The organism is Limoniibacter endophyticus, assembly GCF_014652835.1.
Lineage (GTDB): Bacteria > Pseudomonadota > Alphaproteobacteria > Rhizobiales > Rhizobiaceae > Limoniibacter > Limoniibacter endophyticus.
Genome location: NZ_BMZO01000009.1, coordinates 67,811 through 83,689 on the forward strand (window position 1 = coordinate 67,811; position 15,879 = coordinate 83,689).

A 15,879-nucleotide genomic window follows, 5' to 3' on the forward strand; every position below is an offset into this window, starting at 1 on the left:
ATGAAAGTGGAAACTTGAGAAATGCCCATTCTTAACAGCGCTGCCGATCTTGCCACCGAAGCCACGCAATGGCGCAGAACACTCCACACCATCCCGGAACTGGATTTCGCCCTACACAAGACTTCCGCCTTCGTGGCTGAGCGCCTTGCCGAGTTCGGCTGCGACGACATCGTCACCGGCGTCGCAAAGACGGGCATCGTCGCCACCATAAAAGGCCGGCTCGGAGCCGGCCCCGCCATTGCCCTGCGCGCCGACATGGATGCCTTGCCCATCGACGAGGCGAGCGGCGTGGACTTCGCCTCCACGCATCCGGGAATCATGCATGCCTGCGGCCATGATGGACATGTCGCAATGTTGCTGGGCGCTGCAAAACACCTCGCCGAAACCCGCAATTTCGCGGGAACAGTGGTACTCTTTTTCCAGCCAGCGGAAGAAGGCGGGGGCGGCGGCAATGTCATGGTCAAGGAAGGAGTGATGGACCGTTTCTCGGTGAAGGAGGTTTACGGCCTGCACAACATGCCGGGACTACCGGTCGGAGCGTTCGCCACAACGGCCGGCCCGATCATGGCGGCAACCGCGGAGTTCGATATCACCATTACAGGCAAGAGCGGCCATGCTGCCATGCCGGACAAGGCAATCGACCCTGTCGTCATCGGCAGTCAGATTATCGGCGCCTTGCAGACCATCGCTTCGCGCAGCATCGATCCGCTGCAGTCAGTCGTCGTCTCCGCCACCAAATTCCATGCTGGCGATGCCTATAATGTCATCCCGGATACTGCGGTGATCTCAGGCACGGTGCGCACCCTCGACGCCAGGGTCGCAGAGACCGCTGCCGAAAAGCTCAGGGCCATCGCCACCGGAATTGCGAGCGCCCAGGGCGCCAGCGCCTTTGTCGATTACCGCCCGAACTATCCTGTGACGGTCAATCACCGGGATCAGACGGAGTTCGCCCTGTCGGTAGCGCAAAATGTCTTTGGGGCTGGTCAGATCAATCCCTCTGTTCCACCGCTAATGGCGGGCGAGGATTTTTCCTATATGCTCAATGCGCGGCCAGGCAATTTTTCGTTTATTGGAAATGGACCTTCCGCAGCTCTTCATAATGCGCGTTATGCCTTCAACGACGACGCAATCGCCCACGGCATCAGTTATTGGGTAGCGCTTGCCGAGAAAGCCCTGAAGGCGGCTTAAGACTATGGACAAGTCGCAGGGCAGTTGATCCTCGCCCTCGGCTGGTTTATGGGAAGAGCCAGTGTCTGCGTAGCTCAGCAGGATAGAGCACAGGATTCCTAATCCTGGGGTCGCAGGTTCGAATCCTGCCGTGGACACCATCTCAACGCGGTCCGTTCTGGACACACGTGAGTTACGATTTTCCCTGCACATAATTCTCGCCGAATCTATCCCTCTCTGTAGCGCAATGAATCGACGATCACCCGGAATGCCGGGAGGTTCTGTCGGCGGCTCGGGAAATAAAGATAATAACCGTCGAACAGGGGCACCAGTCTTCGAGCACGATGATAAGCGAACCTTCCGCAAGATGGCTTCGAACGATGTCTTCAGGAAGGTAGGCAATGCCGTAGCCGCTCACCGCCGCGTCGATCATCGCGTAGGAATTATTGAAGGTGAGTTGCCCATGGACGCGCACCCGAAGTGACTGGCCATCCTTCTCGAATTCCCATGCATAAAGCCCGCCCGAACTCTCATGGCGCATGTTGATGCAGAGATGCTGAATGAGTTCGTCGGGATGCGAAGGCACGCCCCGGGTTGTGAGATATTGCGGCGACGCCACGGCCACCAGGCGCCAGTCCGGCCCGATCCTCACCGCAATCATATCTTTCTCCACACTCTCTCCCAAGCGAACGCCCGCATCGAAGCCCTCCTCGACAATATTTCTGAAAGTGCTGTCGAGGATCATCTCGACCTTGATATCCGGGTAGTCCACTAAGACAGGCTCCAACTTTGGCCAGACAACGCTTTCCAGCGCGTGATCCGACAAAGTTAGGCGGATCGTGCCGGATGGACGCTCGCGAAACTCCATCAGCGCGGCGATCTCATCCTCGATCTCCGCCATACGTGGCGCAGTTGTTTGAAGCAGACGGGCGCCTGCCATCGTCGTCGCGACATTGCGGGTCGTACGCGTCAGGAGGCGAATACCCATACGCGTTTCCAGCTGGCTGATGGCGTGACTGAGAGTTGATTGCGCTACCCCGAGCCGCGCGGCCGCCCGTGTGAAGTTGCGCTCTTCTGCAACTACCTGAAACCAGACGAGTTGGTTGAAATCGGTTTTCGACATGTAAGCTCAAGAGGTGTGACGTCAGATTAATCGACAGTATCGATTAGTCCAATCAGTTTTGCCTGACTAATCGATACAAAGCAGAACTGCTATCTGGTCGATCGACAGGCAGACATATAGGACAGAACGTAAGCGAACCCCGCAAGCCGGCGGTCTATGGAAATAGGGGGTTCGGGGGGAGAAACGCCGATTGATCTTTGCTACTTTGCTCCGTGGGGCAATCCGGCTTTCTTCCATGGCTCGTACCGATGGTCGCGCAGCCGCATCCGGCCCGGGCGGCTCAACCAGGGAACAGTACCCTCTACACACGCGCGGCGAGCGCTCTTCGTGGTGAAATACTCTCTTAACAAAGGAAACGTCATGACTATCGCATTTGGCAATCTGGCAGCAGACAAACCGCTCGAACGACTGGAGATCACACGTCGGCAACCCGGCCCGCAGGACGTTCAGATTGCTATAGCCTATTGCGGCGTGTGCCACTCCGACCTTCACCAGGCACGCGGGGAATGGGCTGGTACGCTTTACCCTTGCGTTCCTGGTCACGAAATCGTGGGGCGCATCTCGGCGGTCGGCAGCGCCGTCTCCAAATTCAAGGAGGGCGATCTGGTCGGCGTTGGTTGTATCGTCGACAGCTGCCGTCACTGCTATCAATGCGACGATGGGCTGGAGAATTATTGCGATCATATGGTCGGAACCTATAATGGCCCGACGGCCGATGCGTCTGGTCACACCCTGGGTGGATATGCGCAGTCCATCGTGGTTGATGAGCGCTATGTCCTCCGCGTCAAGCATGACGAAGATCAACTTGCTGCCGTCGCGCCTCTGCTTTGTGCGGGAATCACCACCTATTCGCCACTACGGCACTGGAATGCAGGCCCCGGCAAAAAGGTTGGTATCGTCGGAATTGGTGGCCTCGGCCACATGGGGATCAAGCTGGCTCATGCAATGGGAGCTCACGTCGTCGCCTTTACGACGTCGGAATCCAAGCGCAGGGAAGCCACCCTGCTCGGCGCGGATGAGGTTGTCGTGTCCCGTAATGCCGATGAGATGGCAGCGCACCAACAGAGTTTCGACCTGATCGTCAACACCGTCGCTGCTCCCCACGACCTCGACGCGTTCCTTGTTCTCCTGAAACGTGACGGCACCCTCACCCTGGTAGGCGCACCTGCTTCACCACATCCGTCCCCGGAAGTTTTCAACCTGATCATGAAGCGTCGTTCGATTGCCGGTTCGATGATCGGCGGTATTCCGGAAACGCAGGAAATGCTCGACTTTTGTGCCGAGCATGGAATCGTTGCGGATATCGAGATGATCAGGGCCGACCAAGTCAACGAAGCCTATGAAAGAATGCTGATGGGCGACGTTAAATACCGCTTCGTCATCGACAATGCATCGCTCGTTTGAGTCGTGCCAGCATCAACCGAAACAAGGGACCGGTAGCATGAAAATCACGCGAGCAGGAACAAACCCCTCCATGAAGGGCCCGATCGACTGGTTTACGGGCGTTGTACGCGTCGATCCCATGTTTGCGGCGGAGGAACCCGGGAGGGTTTCCGGCGCACATGTCACTTTCGAACCGGGCGCTCGCACCGCTTGGCACACTCACCCGGCCGGACAGACACTTATCATTACCTCCGGCCTGGGACTCGTGCAGGTAGACGGCGGGTCTCTGGAACAGGTTCGACCCGGAGATGTTGTCTGGTTTCCCGCCGACGAAAAACACTGGCACGGGGCATCTGCTACCGTCGCCATGACGCACATCGCCATTCAGGAAGCGATCAATGGCAGCGCAGTCACCTGGATGGAAAAAGTCACCGACGAGCAATATCAAGGCTAATGGTCCCGTCCCCGTCATTGTCATCCGGGTCATCTGGGGGAAAGGAGCGCATGTTTTGCTGAACATGTGCTCCTTTCTCCCCTTACTGGTTACCAGGTGACGGCTCGCCCTACACACCACCTGACATGGTAATGGTTTCGCCCGTCATAAAGGAGCAGGCGTTTGACGAGAGAAATACGGCTGCACCGACCATTTCATTCACGTGACCTGCACGCCCCATCCAGTTTACCTGCCTTATATATGCGCCCCAGCCTTCTGGATCGGAATCGCGCCGCTGTGCATTGCGATCAGTGTCGATCAGGCCCGGCGCAAGCGTGTTCAGAAGCACACCGGAGCGGGCATACTGCTGAGCAAGGCTCTGAACGAGATTATGCTGGGCCGCTTTCGTAGCGGCATACATGGTGACGACCGGCTTGGGACGCGTCTGATTGATCGAACCGATCGAAACCACTCTCCCCCAGCCCCGGTCCCGCATTTTCGGCAGACAGAACTGAAGCATGTCAACGGTCGAACGCAGATTAACCGCCACGTGCAGGGCGAAGCTCTCCTCGTCGATCGTCTCAATCTGTCCGTTGATCTGTGCCGAGGCGTTGATGACCAGAATATCGACCGCGCCAGCTATTCTTTCCGCTTCTTCTACAATTCTTACGCCTGCATCTTTCTGCGAGAGATCGCACCCCACGGCGTGGCAGGTTCCGCCAGCACTCCTGATCTTGGCAGCTACGTCGTCGGTCGCGTCTCGCGTGGTTCCATGCAGAACGACTTCGGCACCGAAGGAGGAAAGCCCTTCCGCAATGGCAGCACCAATCCCACGGCTGGAGCCGGTCACCAAGGCGCGTCGGCCCTCCAGATTGAACAGCGTGTCTTTCAATGGTCGAGGCAACATCGGGCTACTATGCCTTTGAGTTGAACAGATTGAGCGGCAGGCCCTTATGTCCAGGCTTGCAGGCGAAGAGACCACCCGAAAGAGGAGCTTCGGCCAATGTCGATGCCGGCAGCCGAATGCGCGCGCTAGTAATATAAAGCGTAGAAAGATCCGCGCCGCCAAAGGCAACGCTGGTGGGACGCGGGACCGGCAGGGGAATCGAAAAATCGAGCTTTCCGTTCGGCAGATAGCGGTCCACCCGCCACCCATCCCAGATAGCACAGTACACACCGCCATCAGCATCGACCGCAAGCCCATCCGGTCGACCGCTATCATCTGGAACCTTTGCAAATACTCGACGATTTTGCAGTGCGCCGGAATGGCTATCGACATCGTAAGCCAGAATGAGACCAGGCACCGTATCGACGAAATAGAGCGTCGAGCCATCGGGTGTCCACCCGATGCCGTTGGAAACGGTAATTCCCGTCTCCATGCGCCGCACATCCGATGCGGAGGTGATACGGTAGAGACTTCCTTCCGGTTTACTGGCGTCCAATCGCATCGAACCGACCCATATTGCACCGTCTGGGTCCACCTTCGCATCATTAAGGCGGTTCTCCGACATTGCCGGCTCCGGATTGACATAAGCTTCGAATTGTCCGGATGTAAAATCGAGTTCTTCTATACCGTCTTGCGAGGCAACAAAAAGTCGATCGTCATCGGCAGGAAGAACTGCACTGACCAGCTTCCCCAAAGCGCGACTCTCATTGCGTCCTGTGGAAGGATCAAACCGATGGATCGCAGGCTCAAGCATGTCGACCCAGTAGAGCCGATCGGCCACCCAGACAGGCGCCTCGCCGAGTTGCGCTCCCCAAGGTAGAACACAGGCGACGTCGACCTGCGTCCGCGATGCTGATTGCGTTCTTGGTCGTGGCCCTGAACTGATGGCGACCGTTCCCGCCGATCCGGTGATCCGTCGTGCAGCAGCCATCAATTCGCGCCCGACGGGATGAATGCGTTCCTTATCGAGGCGCAAGGACGGTCCCAGCACAACAATCGCACCAAGCGGTGTGCCGTCGCGCCCGGGTAAAGCCGCAGCGACGGAGTTAACGCCGTTCAGATGCTCCTCATAGGAAATGGCATAGCCCCGAGCCCGCGTCAGCGTCACTTCCGTCATCAACTGCGCGAGGTCTGTGATCGTCGTGTCCGTATATTTTTCGAGCGTCAGCTTTCCTGTGATAGCGCGCAGAAAGGAAGGCTCCAACGCCGATATCATTGCCTTGCCGGCAGCTGTGCAGTGAAGGGGAACACGCCTGCCCTGATCCACGCGCACCCCTAGGCCGTCGCCGGAACGCTCCTCCATGTAGAGCGCTTGTTCCCCATCCAGGCGACACAGCGCCACGGTCTCGCCGAGTTCCGCCGAAAGTCGATCAAGCTCCGGCATGGCCGCGGAAGCCAGGTCGAAGGATTCCCAGACACGGTGGGACAGTTCGATGAAACGGTGGCCGAGTGTATAGGTGCCGGTATTGGCATCCTGACGCACGAGGCGGTAGGCGACCAAAGTACGTAATATTCGCGAGAAGGTCGGTTTTGGCAGGCCAGATGCGCGTAACATGTCGGCAAAACGCATGGGCTTCTCGGCGTCTCCTATGAGATCGAGAAGGCTCAGCCCCTTCGCTAGTGCCGCTGTCCCTGCCGGAATTTCCGGCTCGCCGCGTTCCGTCATGCTGCTCGCTCGCGCCATGCCATCGCTGCGTCGTTCAGCATCCGCTTGATTGTCCATTCAGGCTCAAATCCCAGTACATGTCTGATCTTCTCGTTCGACGTCTCATAGCACACGCCAGCACCGGGAAGGTCGACACTCACGACGGGCAATCCGGTAACCTCCGCCATGTCCCGTAAAAGCTCCACAAAATCAACTGGCTCCGTCGCTCCAAGATTGAAAACCTCTCCAGCGGCTTCTGGCTTTTCCAGTGCAAGCAGAATGCCCTGAACCATATCCCGCGTATCCGTAATATGCATCCGGTAGGGGCGGCTATTCTCGTTGCGCACCAGAACATGAGCCTCCTGCCCCGGATCGGCCGCACGAAGCACTGCAGCAACGGCATGATTGCCGAGCGCCTCCTGCTGGCGGATCCGCGGTCTCAGGAAAAAGCGGGGGCCTGAGAAGAAGCTGTCCGGATCGAGCAATTCCTTCGCATCTTGTGTATGAGAGAAGCGCAAAATCACGATTTCCATCTTGCCCGTACGTCCGTGAAACTGGACAAGCTCTTCCCCCAGGAGCTTGGTCAGGCCGTAGGGCGAAGTAGGATTGAGCGGATGACTTTCCGTGACAGGCAGGAAAGCCGGTAGGTTTTCCGGATAGACTTCTCCTGAAGAGGCGAAGACAAACCGCTGGACGCCCGCCTCGGAGGCTGCCTCCAGCAGGCGACGTGTGCCCTCGACATTCGCTGCAAAGAGCAGGTCCCTGTCTTCCGGCTTCCAGGACATGAATGCCCCCAGATGCAGAATGGCCGACGCGCCATCAACGGCCGCGGCACAGCGCTGTGGATCGTCAAAACTGCCAACGGTCTCGCTATAATTTGCAGAGGCATGGCGCGACGCGCGGGCATCGAATCCATGAACGATTTTTCCCCTCGCGAGGAGAGCCTTGACCACGGACGATCCTACGCGCCCGGATGAACCTGTGACAAGAATGGCCATATCAATTCAATGCCTCTCCGCTTTCCGCGTCGAAAAGATGTATCTGGTCGGGGTCAATGGACAATTTGACGGGTTCGCCCACTTTCAGATGAGCAGCATTGTTGAGGCGTGCGATCAGTCCTTTGCGATTTTCATCCTCGGACCGGAATCCTGGTGGAAGTGCATGTTCGCCGGCGCCGAAATAGACGTATTGTTCGGAGCCAAGGCTTTCGACCAGCGTTGGCGCGACCTCGAAGGTCAATGGTCCCTCGCCCAGAGAGATATATTCCGGGCGAATGCCCGCGATCAGCCCGCCACTGCCCTGCGTCCTTGACACATGCTGCGGGTCGACAGGAACTGCTTTGCCGAGGATCGAAACCGCGTTTCGGCCCTCCAGCAATTGCGCTGAAATGAAATTCATGCCAGGCGAGCCAATGAAACCTGCGACAAAAAGGTTCGCCGGCCTGCGGAAGAGCGTGTCGGGATCGGCGATTTGCTGAATAAAGCCATCTTTCATGATGACCACTCGATCGGCCATCGTCATCGCTTCGATCTGATCATGGGTCACGTAGATCGTGGTGACGCCGAGGCGCTGGTGAAGAGCACTGATCTCCGCCCGCATATGTACGCGGAGTTTGGCGTCCAGGTTGGAGAGCGGCTCGTCCATCAGAAAGGCTTGAGGCTCGCGAACAATAGCCCGGCCAAGCGCCACGCGCTGTCTTTGACCACCCGACAACTCTTTAGGGCGACGCTCCAGCAAATGCTCGACGGCAAGTATCTTCGCCGCTTCCTGGACACGCGCGGCTATGTCGGCAGCAGGCATCTTGCGCATCTTCAAGCCAAAGCCGATATTATCGGCGACCGTAAGATGCGGATAGAGCGCGTAATTCTGAAAGACCATCGCTATGTCGCGGTCACCGGGTGCGAGATCAGTAACATCCTTGTCACCGATCAAGATCTTGCCGCTCGATGCCGGTTCCAGGCCCGCGAGGATTTTCAACATGGTGGACTTGCCGCAGCCCGATGGCCCGACCAGCACGACAAATTCGCCGTTTTCGATCTCCAGGGAGAATTCCTTCAAGACGTTGAGCAGGCCGTAATTCTTGGTGACATTTTGTATGCTGATTTTTGCCATTCTTATTTCTCCGCACCGGCGGTCAGGCCACCAACCAGGTAGCGTTCAAGGAAAAGATAGATGAGGATGATGGGGGCGGCGATGAAGACGGCCGCTGCGGAGACCTCGTTCCAGTCTGTCACATACTCGCCCTTCATCGTCGTGATGCCGAGATTTGCCGTCCAGCTGCCCTGCTCATTGGTAAGGAAGGTTCGCGCATAGGCATAATCCGCCCAGCTCAACACGAAAGCGTATAAAGCGGTTGCCGCAAGTCCCGGGGTCGATATGGGCAGAATGACGCGAATCATGGCCGACATAGGCGAGCATCCATCCACCATCGCCGCCTGTTCGAGTTCGCGCGGGATCGTATCGAAATAACCTTTCAGCATCCACGTAGTGAATGGAATGATCAGCGTTGCGTGGGCAATGACTAGAGACCAGAGGCTGCCTATCATGCCGATCTGGCGGAAGATGCCGAAGAGCGGGATGACCAGAAGTGTGGCTGGCAACATCTTCGCCGTCAGGATGAACAGGCCGAGCGAGTGGCCTCCCCGGACGGAAAACCGGGAGAGGCTATAGCCTGCCAGGACAGAAACAACCATCGACAGCGAGACGGAGCCTATCGCTGCAAGCGTGGAATTGAGCAGCCAAAGACCGATCGGTCTCTCATTATAGACCTTCGCGAATGTGCTCCACTGAGCATCTTCAGGCCAGAAAGTCGGCGGCAGACTGCTGAGCTCGGCGCTGGTGGAGAGAGCAGTCACAAGCAGCCAGTAGACCGGGAAAAGCAGAAAGCCGCATATGATGATGACAGTCGCGTAAAGAAGGAAACTCTGGAGAGATGTGCGTTGCATGAAATCGCTCCTCAGTACATCGACTTGGTTTCACGGCCGAGCATCGCAATGCTCGCGACCACGCAGATGATCAGCGTAACGACGCCTACGGCCGAGGCGTAGCCAAAGTTGAAAAAGCCGAAAGCCTCGTTGTAGGTCATGATCGAAAGCGTCTGCGTCGATTTCAGCGGCCCCCCATCGGTCAATACTTTGATGATGGAGAAATCACGGAATACCCAAAGCACGACGAGGATGATCGTGACGCCCAAGACCGGCATCAGGGATGGAATGGTGATATATCGAAAACGTTGGAATACGTTCGCGCCGTCCACTTTGGCTGCGCTGTAGAAATCGGAGGGGATCGACTGTAGCCCCGCCAATGTCATGATCGAGACAAAGGGATATCCCTTCCAGATCATCGTGATTGCAACCACCCAGAATGCTGCCGTCGTATCCGAGAACCAATTGATCATTGTGTTGGACAGACCAAGCGTGACGAAAAGCCAGTTCATCAGTCCGAAAGAGCTGTCAAAGATCCACGCAAAGATCACCGTCGCGATAACCTCGGGAATGGCCCAGGGCAAGGCCACGGCGAGACGTGCCAGGTTGCGGCCTTTGAAATGATTATTGACAAGAAGCGCCGTGCCAAGTCCGAGAGCCAGACAGGCAGAGCTCACCACGACGACAAGCTTGAGGGTGACCCAGCAGGTCATCCAGAAATCGGGTGACGTAAACAGGCGCTCGTAATTTGCGAGCGTAAACGGCTTTCTCGCAGCATCCAGTCGAACCAGTTTGACCTGCTGGAAAGACAAATCCACCGAGATGATCAGCGGGTAAAGAATGATGAGCGCCACCAGCAGGACAGCAGGCGCAAGCAGGATGTATCCCAGCCAGTGCCGCCGGCTTGGACGTGCCAGATCAAGAGACGGAAATGTTGCCACGGGTCGAACCTCCGGTGCACGAACTCATATTGATGCCAAAGACGTATCCTCAGCACACGGCATGTCTTACCGTGCCGGCGCGCTTTCGATGCGCGCGGCACGGCGACACGGTTCTATTGCTGCTGGATCGCTTCCGCCTTTTCCTGCATCGTCTTCGCGACTTCCGCAGGCTCAAGATCATTGATGATCATGCGCTGGGCTTCCTCCATGACCATCTTGGCGAACTCGTTGAAATTGATCTCCAACCCTGTCGGGATGCGATCTACATTCGCCTCGGCTGCGGCCTTCTGCGTTTCGAGCAGGAGGTTGAAATGCGGAACTTCGTTTTCGGCGCCACTAACATCGGCCCCTGCCATCGGCGGAGTCGAGTTTGCAATCGTGGCATACTTGGTCTGGAACTCAGGCGACATGGCCGTTGCGATGAAATCCCAGACCAGTTCCTTTTGTTCGTCAGAAATGTCGACGGGCATGGCGAGAACATTGGACGTTCCACCATTCGGCGGCGAGAAAGGCGGCTTGGTAAGCTTGAGATTTTCGAACGCTGCACCCTGTTCCATGATCGGATAGAGCCACGGGCCCTCAAGCTTCAGCGCAATTTTGCCGTCGGCAAACAACTTGCGCACGTCGCCTGCGGTCATGTCGCGGGGCGTAAGATTTTCCGAAATGATCGTCTTCCAGCGTGTCAGACCTTCGATCATCTCGGGCGTGTCGATCGTTACTTTTCCTTCATCATTGGTCCAGCGACCGCCAGCGTCGAGAATGTAATTCAGCATTTCAGTCAGATACTGGCCGCCGCCGCCGCGGGTTTCGTGGCCAGTGCCGAATTGATCTGGGATGCCATCACCGTTGAGATCCTTGGTCGTCTTGCGCACGACATCGAGGAATTCTTCCCAATTCGTAGGGACAGAGAGCCCCTCTTTGCTGAGGATCTCTTCATTGTAACCCATGACGAAGCCGTAATAGAGCATCATGATGCACGCGGTTTCGTCATTCCACTCGCACTTCTCCTGCCCGGCCCAGCCTTCCATGTTAATGCCGGCTTTCTCAATCCAGGGATCGAGATTTTCCAGCATCCCGTTATCGGCAAAGGACTGGAATTCAAAGGATGCGAGATGGACGATGTGCGGTGGCTGCCCGCCCGCAAAAAGGGTAGTCATCGTGTCGGCGTAAGCGTTGCGCTCGACTTTCGTCCATTCGATCTTTGTGTCCGGATGCTTGGCCTCGAAGGCCTTGATCACCTCGCCCCACCAGTCGCCATACCCCTTCTCATCCTTCTGCCAGGAAACGAATTTCAGCGTTTCCGACATGGCCGGCAAGGCAAAAGTCGTCGAACACAGCGCCGCGAGCATCGCGGCTTTCAGAGTAGTATTGAAACGGTGCGTCATGGTCTCCTCCACGTGGCGCATTTTCTTCCTCCCTGGAGCTTCCCGCTCCTTCATTGATCTCCGTCAGGCTTTCTTCAAAAGAGCCATCGCCTCCTCAGACGGTTCGACTCCTAAGCCAGGCCCCGTCGGCAGATGATAGAAGCCTTCGCGACAATCCATGTCTCCCCTCAAGAGACGACGGTTCGGCTCGAATATCGAATGCTGAAATTCATGCGTCGTTACTGTCGGAAGCGCAAAGCTTGCGTGCAGACTGGCGGCCAGAAAAATACCTGCGCCGATGGTTGCATGCGGAATGACCTCCAGATGATGAGCATGTGCCAACTGCCCGATACGCATGAATTCGGTAATGCCCTTGTGCCCCATTTCAGGTTGCACGATCGATATACCGGCGTGGCGCACCCGCAGCACCATATCGTGGACCGTGCGCCACTCCTCACCCACAGCAACTGCCGTCAGGATCTTGTCCGCGACCCGGGCGAGGCCATTAATGTCTTCCGTGCGCACCGGGGCCTCTGCAAACCAAAGGTCATAGGCTTCCATCGCCTTGATCAGCGCGATTGCTTCATGTGCCGAATGGTTCCAATGCATGTCGCAGGCTATGCGAGCCGCACCTCCCAGTTTCTTGCGCAAGCTTTCCATCTCAGCGGCGACGCCATCATCGGCAACCGGAGAAGCGAATTTGAAGCTATTGAACCCTCTGTCCTGCCATCGCACAGCAAGCTCCGCACGTTCGACTCGCGTTTTCTCCGGAAGGCCGGAAATATAGGCCGGGAGAGATTTGCGTCGCTTCCCGCCCAGCATGTTGACGAGCGGCACCCCTGCGAGACGTGCGGCTATGTCCCATAACGCAATATCGACAGCTGCGAGCGCGTCGAGATAGAAGCCGCCCGTGTAGCCCCGCACACGCATCAAATCGTAAAGATCATCATGGATGGGGGCAGGATCGAGCGGATTGCGACCAATGACAAAGTCGGCGATCACGTCGGCGATCAGTGCGAGAACCGCTCCCGGCGCCACGATGCCATAGGTTTCGCCCCATCCAATAATGCCATTTTCCGTTTCCACCCGAACCAGAATACTGCGATCAAAGATCGGATAGATCGTTTTGTTGTTCTGGCGAACGAGATAGCCTTTGGCGTTTGGTTCCTCGCCCGGCCGCGATGAACCCAGATAGGGCGTGTCCCGCGGAATTGTAAGCGTGAAGGCTTCGACGTTTTTAACACGGTCGCTCATGGAAGAGCCCGCTGAAGCAATCTGGATTTATGTGTGCTTGCCAATGCCTCTTCAAGGCACAGATCTATGTCGGCCAAAGCGTCTCTGTCCAGCTCAGGCGTGGTCGCGCGAACGCCGATACTCCCACTGTCGAGGACTCCCTGTCGCATAAGCGCGTGCTTGGTCAGGCGCATGCGATAGACCGCCTGCAAAACCAGAAGAGGCAAGGTATCGACATAGATTTGACGCGCGGTGACCGTGTCTTTTCTACGAAATGCCCTGTCCAACGCCACATGCTGCGCTGCGATTTCCAGCGCTGGCATGGCTGCGGTTGCGCCGCGAGCATATTCGTCCAGTATATAGCGCGCTCCACCTCCACCGATTACGGCCTTCAGGGATGGCGGCCGGTTTTGGAGGATGTATGTGATAGCAGGGCCGGCGGGAAGCGTCTCCTCCTTCACATATGTCACAGCCGGAATGCGTTTAAGAATTTCGACAATCGCCGCCGGCGACAGATCCGACCCCCTGGGCGCTGGCGCATTCTGGAGAATGATCTCCATGCCGGGAAGCGCACGACTGACAGCCTCGATAAAATCCCCGACTGGGACAGCACCCGCACCGATACTGCGGGGCGGCTGTATCATCAGGTGACGAATGCCAAGCTGTTGCGCTTGTTGCCCGTGAGCAACGACGGCGTTCACCTCGGCTGCACTCGCCCCTGCTACCACCGGGCACTCGCCGCCAGCTTCCTGGACGACAATTTCCAGAAGTTCAGCCCGCTCGTCGGCGGTTAGCGTTTCGACTTCGCTGGCAAATCCCGGAAATACAACTCCATCGACTCCTGCATCCAGCGCGTAGCGCACGATGCTGCGCATGGCAGCCGGGTCGATACCTCCGTCGACGAAAAAGGGCGTCGGAAGGACCGGTAAAATGCCAGTCAGGTTCATGTCACTCCTCCACATTTAAAGGTATCAAAATATGGTACCTTGTTTCATTAATTGACACTATCGCGAAAAGAACGCTATGACAAGCCCCGAGCGGTGGGGAGCAACAGCCGCCGGCTATGAAGAGGAGAAGACATGCCCCAAACGCCAGTATCCATAATCGTTGACTGGGGAACCACTTCCTTAAGAGCATCCCTCGTTTCCGATGCCGGGGAGACGCTTGCCCATCTCGAAACGCAAGGGGGCATCCAGTTCATCAAAGATGGTCGTTTCGAAGAAGCCTTGATGGCCGCAATCGAACCCTGGTTTGCTGAACATGGGCTCTTGCCCGTATTTGCAATCGGAATGATCACCAGCCGCAATGGCTGGCTGGAGGTGCCGTATGTAGACACGCCCGCCAATGCTACCGATCTGGCAGCCGGTTCGCGGCAACTCAATCTTGCAAATGGTGCGCCCGTGACCTTCCTTGCCGGCCTGCGGAATCCCAAGGGCGATCCGTTCCCCGATGTCATGCGCGGCGAAGAAACACAGATCGTTGGACATGGCCTGGAAAAAGACCAGACCCTCGTCCTGCCAGGCACCCATAGCAAATGGGCGCGCGTACAAGCTGGCAGGATCGTCCGCTTTCAAACCTACGTGACCGGGGAAATATTTGCGCTTCTCACCCAACATTCCTTCATTGCAAGAGCTGCCGTCCCCCAGGCGAATGCTGCGATCGATTGGCAAGCCTTTGATCGCGGGGCAGCGCTCGCGGCCGGCAATTCCCGGGCGGCGGATTCGTTCTTCGCTATCATTTTCAGCGCGCGCACGGGCTTGCTTGATGGAAAGCTGAAGCCCTCCGAAACTCTAGACTATGTCTCGGGACTGGTCATCGGTTCGGAATTCCGGCAGGCGCGGTCCTGTGGCTGGTTCCAGCCCGGCGACACGATCGGCATTATTGGCAATGATGGGCTGAATGACCGCTACAAACGCGTCGCGCCCATGTTTGAACTGAGGGTCGAAGAGGGGCACAACGACGAAGCCAAACAGGGCGTGCTGCTGATAGCGGCAGAAAAAGCGCCTGCCGGAGTTTGAACCGGACTTCACGCAGAACTGGTAAGAGAAGGGGCTGAGATGAAACTCGATAATTACCTTGGGCAATGCGGAATAATCGCCATCCTGCGCGGCATAGCACCGGATGAGGCCGTATCAATGGCTCAAGCGCTCATCCAAGCCGGCATTCGCATTATCGAAGTACCGCTGAACTCGCCCAATGCCTTGGAAAGCGTGCGCCTCATCTCCGATAATGTGCAGGACCGCGCGCTGATAGGCGCCGGAACGGTTCTGACATCGACCGAGGTAGAGATGGTGGCAGCCGCGGGAGGGCGGCTGATCGTTTCCCCCAACACAAATGAGGCCGTCATCCGCTCGACGCGCAATGCTGGCCTCATCAGCATACCGGGTGCGGCGACCCCGACGGAAGTCTTCGCCGCCATCCATGCAGGCGCAGATGCCATAAAGGCTTTTCCTGCGGAGATGATCTCGCCCGCGGTGATAAAGGCATGGCGCGCAGTCATTCCTTCTGCCATCCCGATCCTTCCCGTCGGCGGTATAACACCCGAAGACATTGCCGCATATAAGGATTCTGGGGCTGCGGGCTTTGGGATTGGTTCCGCTCTCTACAAACCCGGAAAGCCGTTGCAGGATATAAAAGAATCGGCGGTGCGTTTCGTTCAAACGGATCGTCGCTCCTCTTCCTGAAAAAAGAAGAGGAAGCGCCCCACATGCGGCCTCTGG

General features: G+C 57.2%; 14 protein-coding genes, 1 tRNA gene and 1 pseudogene. 6 read left to right on the forward strand and 10 right to left on the reverse strand.

Features of this window, described 5'->3' with window-relative positions:
- Positions 1 to 21: 21 nt before the first annotated feature.
- Together IE151_RS13570 and IE151_RS13575 are read left to right on the forward strand one after the other, a co-directional pair.
- Entirely contained in the window at positions 22 to 1,188 is a 1,167-nt protein-coding gene (locus tag IE151_RS13570; RefSeq protein ID WP_189491179.1) for a M20 aminoacylase family protein, read from the forward strand.
- Between the two features lie 63 nt (positions 1,189 to 1,251).
- A tRNA-Arg gene (locus IE151_RS13575) sits at positions 1,252 to 1,328 on the forward strand.
- Positions 1,329 to 1,394: 66 nt separating this feature from the next.
- On the opposite strand, the pseudogene IE151_RS13580 reads toward IE151_RS13575, so the two are convergent.
- A pseudogene (locus IE151_RS13580) lies at positions 1,395 to 2,290 on the reverse strand (LysR family transcriptional regulator).
- 360 nt (positions 2,291 to 2,650) lie between these two features.
- Here IE151_RS13580 and IE151_RS13585 point away from each other — a divergent pair.
- Together IE151_RS13585 and IE151_RS13590 are read left to right on the forward strand one after the other, a co-directional pair.
- Positions 2,651 to 3,694, forward strand: a complete 1,044-nt coding sequence (locus IE151_RS13585; RefSeq protein WP_189491181.1) for an NAD(P)-dependent alcohol dehydrogenase — start codon at positions 2,651 to 2,653, stop codon at positions 3,692 to 3,694.
- Between the two features lie 37 nt (positions 3,695 to 3,731).
- The gene (locus IE151_RS13590; RefSeq protein WP_189491183.1) at positions 3,732 to 4,127 is read left to right on the forward strand and encodes a (R)-mandelonitrile lyase; all 396 of its coding nucleotides are present in this window, start codon (positions 3,732 to 3,734) and stop codon (positions 4,125 to 4,127) included.
- Between the two features lie 109 nt (positions 4,128 to 4,236).
- Here the strand turns inward: IE151_RS13590 and IE151_RS13595 are convergent, their stop codons facing one another.
- The 9 genes from IE151_RS13595 to IE151_RS13635 form a co-directional block, all read right to left on the reverse strand.
- Positions 4,237 to 5,013 (reverse strand): SDR family NAD(P)-dependent oxidoreductase, encoded by a 777-nt coding sequence (locus tag IE151_RS13595; RefSeq protein ID WP_189491186.1) that lies wholly within the window; start codon positions 5,011 to 5,013, stop codon positions 4,237 to 4,239.
- 7 nt (positions 5,014 to 5,020) lie between these two features.
- Positions 5,021 to 6,736, reverse strand: coding sequence for an SMP-30/gluconolactonase/LRE family protein (locus tag IE151_RS13600; RefSeq protein ID WP_244636772.1), 1,716 nt, complete (start codon positions 6,734 to 6,736; stop codon positions 5,021 to 5,023).
- Positions 6,715 to 7,695: an NAD-dependent epimerase/dehydratase family protein gene (locus IE151_RS13605; RefSeq protein WP_189491191.1), complete on the reverse strand. Its 981-nt coding sequence runs from the start codon at positions 7,693 to 7,695 to the stop codon at positions 6,715 to 6,717. Before IE151_RS13605 ends, IE151_RS13600 begins: the two co-directional genes overlap by 22 nt.
- 1 nt (position 7,696) lies before the next feature.
- Positions 7,697 to 8,809 (reverse strand): ABC transporter ATP-binding protein, encoded by a 1,113-nt coding sequence (locus IE151_RS13610; RefSeq protein ID WP_189491195.1) that lies wholly within the window; start codon positions 8,807 to 8,809, stop codon positions 7,697 to 7,699.
- Positions 8,810 to 8,811: 2 nt separating this feature from the next.
- A complete protein-coding gene (locus IE151_RS13615) occupies positions 8,812 to 9,642 on the reverse strand; it encodes a carbohydrate ABC transporter permease (RefSeq protein ID WP_189491197.1) in 831 nt (276 codons plus the stop codon).
- An 11-nt stretch (positions 9,643 to 9,653) separates the two neighbouring features.
- Positions 9,654 to 10,562: a carbohydrate ABC transporter permease gene (locus IE151_RS13620; RefSeq protein ID WP_189491199.1), complete on the reverse strand. Its 909-nt coding sequence runs from the start codon at positions 10,560 to 10,562 to the stop codon at positions 9,654 to 9,656.
- 113 nt (positions 10,563 to 10,675) lie between these two features.
- Positions 10,676 to 11,947 carry an ABC transporter substrate-binding protein gene (locus tag IE151_RS13625; protein WP_382345270.1) on the reverse strand — a complete coding sequence of 424 codons (1,272 nt, stop codon included), beginning with the start codon at positions 11,945 to 11,947 and terminating at the stop codon, positions 10,676 to 10,678.
- Positions 11,948 to 12,010: 63 nt separating this feature from the next.
- Positions 12,011 to 13,180 (reverse strand): mandelate racemase/muconate lactonizing enzyme family protein, encoded by a 1,170-nt coding sequence (locus IE151_RS13630; RefSeq protein WP_189491203.1) that lies wholly within the window; start codon positions 13,178 to 13,180, stop codon positions 12,011 to 12,013.
- On the reverse strand, positions 13,177 to 14,106 hold the full coding sequence (locus IE151_RS13635; protein WP_244636752.1) for a dihydrodipicolinate synthase family protein: 930 nt from the start codon (positions 14,104 to 14,106) through the stop codon (positions 13,177 to 13,179). The genes IE151_RS13630 and IE151_RS13635 overlap by 4 nt, the downstream gene beginning before the upstream one ends.
- Before the next feature lie 132 nt (positions 14,107 to 14,238).
- On the opposite strand from IE151_RS13635, the gene IE151_RS13640 reads away from it, so the two are divergent.
- Together IE151_RS13640 and IE151_RS13645 are read left to right on the forward strand one after the other, a co-directional pair.
- A complete protein-coding gene (locus IE151_RS13640; protein WP_189491207.1) occupies positions 14,239 to 15,177 on the forward strand; it encodes a 2-dehydro-3-deoxygalactonokinase in 939 nt (312 codons plus the stop codon).
- A 39-nt stretch (positions 15,178 to 15,216) separates the two neighbouring features.
- Positions 15,217 to 15,843, forward strand: a complete 627-nt coding sequence (locus IE151_RS13645) for a 2-dehydro-3-deoxy-6-phosphogalactonate aldolase (RefSeq protein ID WP_189491210.1) — start codon at positions 15,217 to 15,219, stop codon at positions 15,841 to 15,843.
- Positions 15,844 to 15,879: the final 36 nt, after the last annotated feature.

Excerpts from the sequence above, each read along its gene's own strand:
- IE151_RS13570 (WP_189491179.1), top strand. The coding sequence starts at position 22 with ATGCCCATTCTTAACAGCGCTGCCGATCTTGCCACCGAAGCCACGCAA.
- IE151_RS13585 (WP_189491181.1), top strand. The coding sequence starts at position 2,651 with ATGACTATCGCATTTGGCAATCTGGCAGCAGACAAACCGCTCGAACGA.
- IE151_RS13590 (WP_189491183.1), top strand. The coding sequence starts at position 3,732 with ATGAAAATCACGCGAGCAGGAACAAACCCCTCCATGAAGGGCCCGATC.
- IE151_RS13595 (WP_189491186.1), bottom strand. The coding sequence starts at position 5,013 with ATGTTGCCTCGACCATTGAAAGACACGCTGTTCAATCTGGAGGGCCGA.
- IE151_RS13600 (WP_244636772.1), bottom strand. The coding sequence starts at position 6,736 with ATGGCGCGAGCGAGCAGCATGACGGAACGCGGCGAGCCGGAAATTCCG.
- IE151_RS13605 (WP_189491191.1), bottom strand. The coding sequence starts at position 7,695 with ATGGCCATTCTTGTCACAGGTTCATCCGGGCGCGTAGGATCGTCCGTG.
- IE151_RS13610 (WP_189491195.1), bottom strand. The coding sequence starts at position 8,809 with ATGGCAAAAATCAGCATACAAAATGTCACCAAGAATTACGGCCTGCTC.
- IE151_RS13615 (WP_189491197.1), bottom strand. The coding sequence starts at position 9,642 with ATGCAACGCACATCTCTCCAGAGTTTCCTTCTTTACGCGACTGTCATC.
- IE151_RS13625 (WP_382345270.1), bottom strand. The coding sequence starts at position 11,947 with ATGACGCACCGTTTCAATACTACTCTGAAAGCCGCGATGCTCGCGGCG.
- IE151_RS13630 (WP_189491203.1), bottom strand. The coding sequence starts at position 13,180 with ATGAGCGACCGTGTTAAAAACGTCGAAGCCTTCACGCTTACAATTCCG.
- IE151_RS13635 (WP_244636752.1), bottom strand. The coding sequence starts at position 14,106 with ATGAACCTGACTGGCATTTTACCGGTCCTTCCGACGCCCTTTTTCGTC.
- IE151_RS13640 (WP_189491207.1), top strand. The coding sequence starts at position 14,239 with ATGCCCCAAACGCCAGTATCCATAATCGTTGACTGGGGAACCACTTCC.
- IE151_RS13645 (WP_189491210.1), top strand. The coding sequence starts at position 15,217 with ATGAAACTCGATAATTACCTTGGGCAATGCGGAATAATCGCCATCCTG.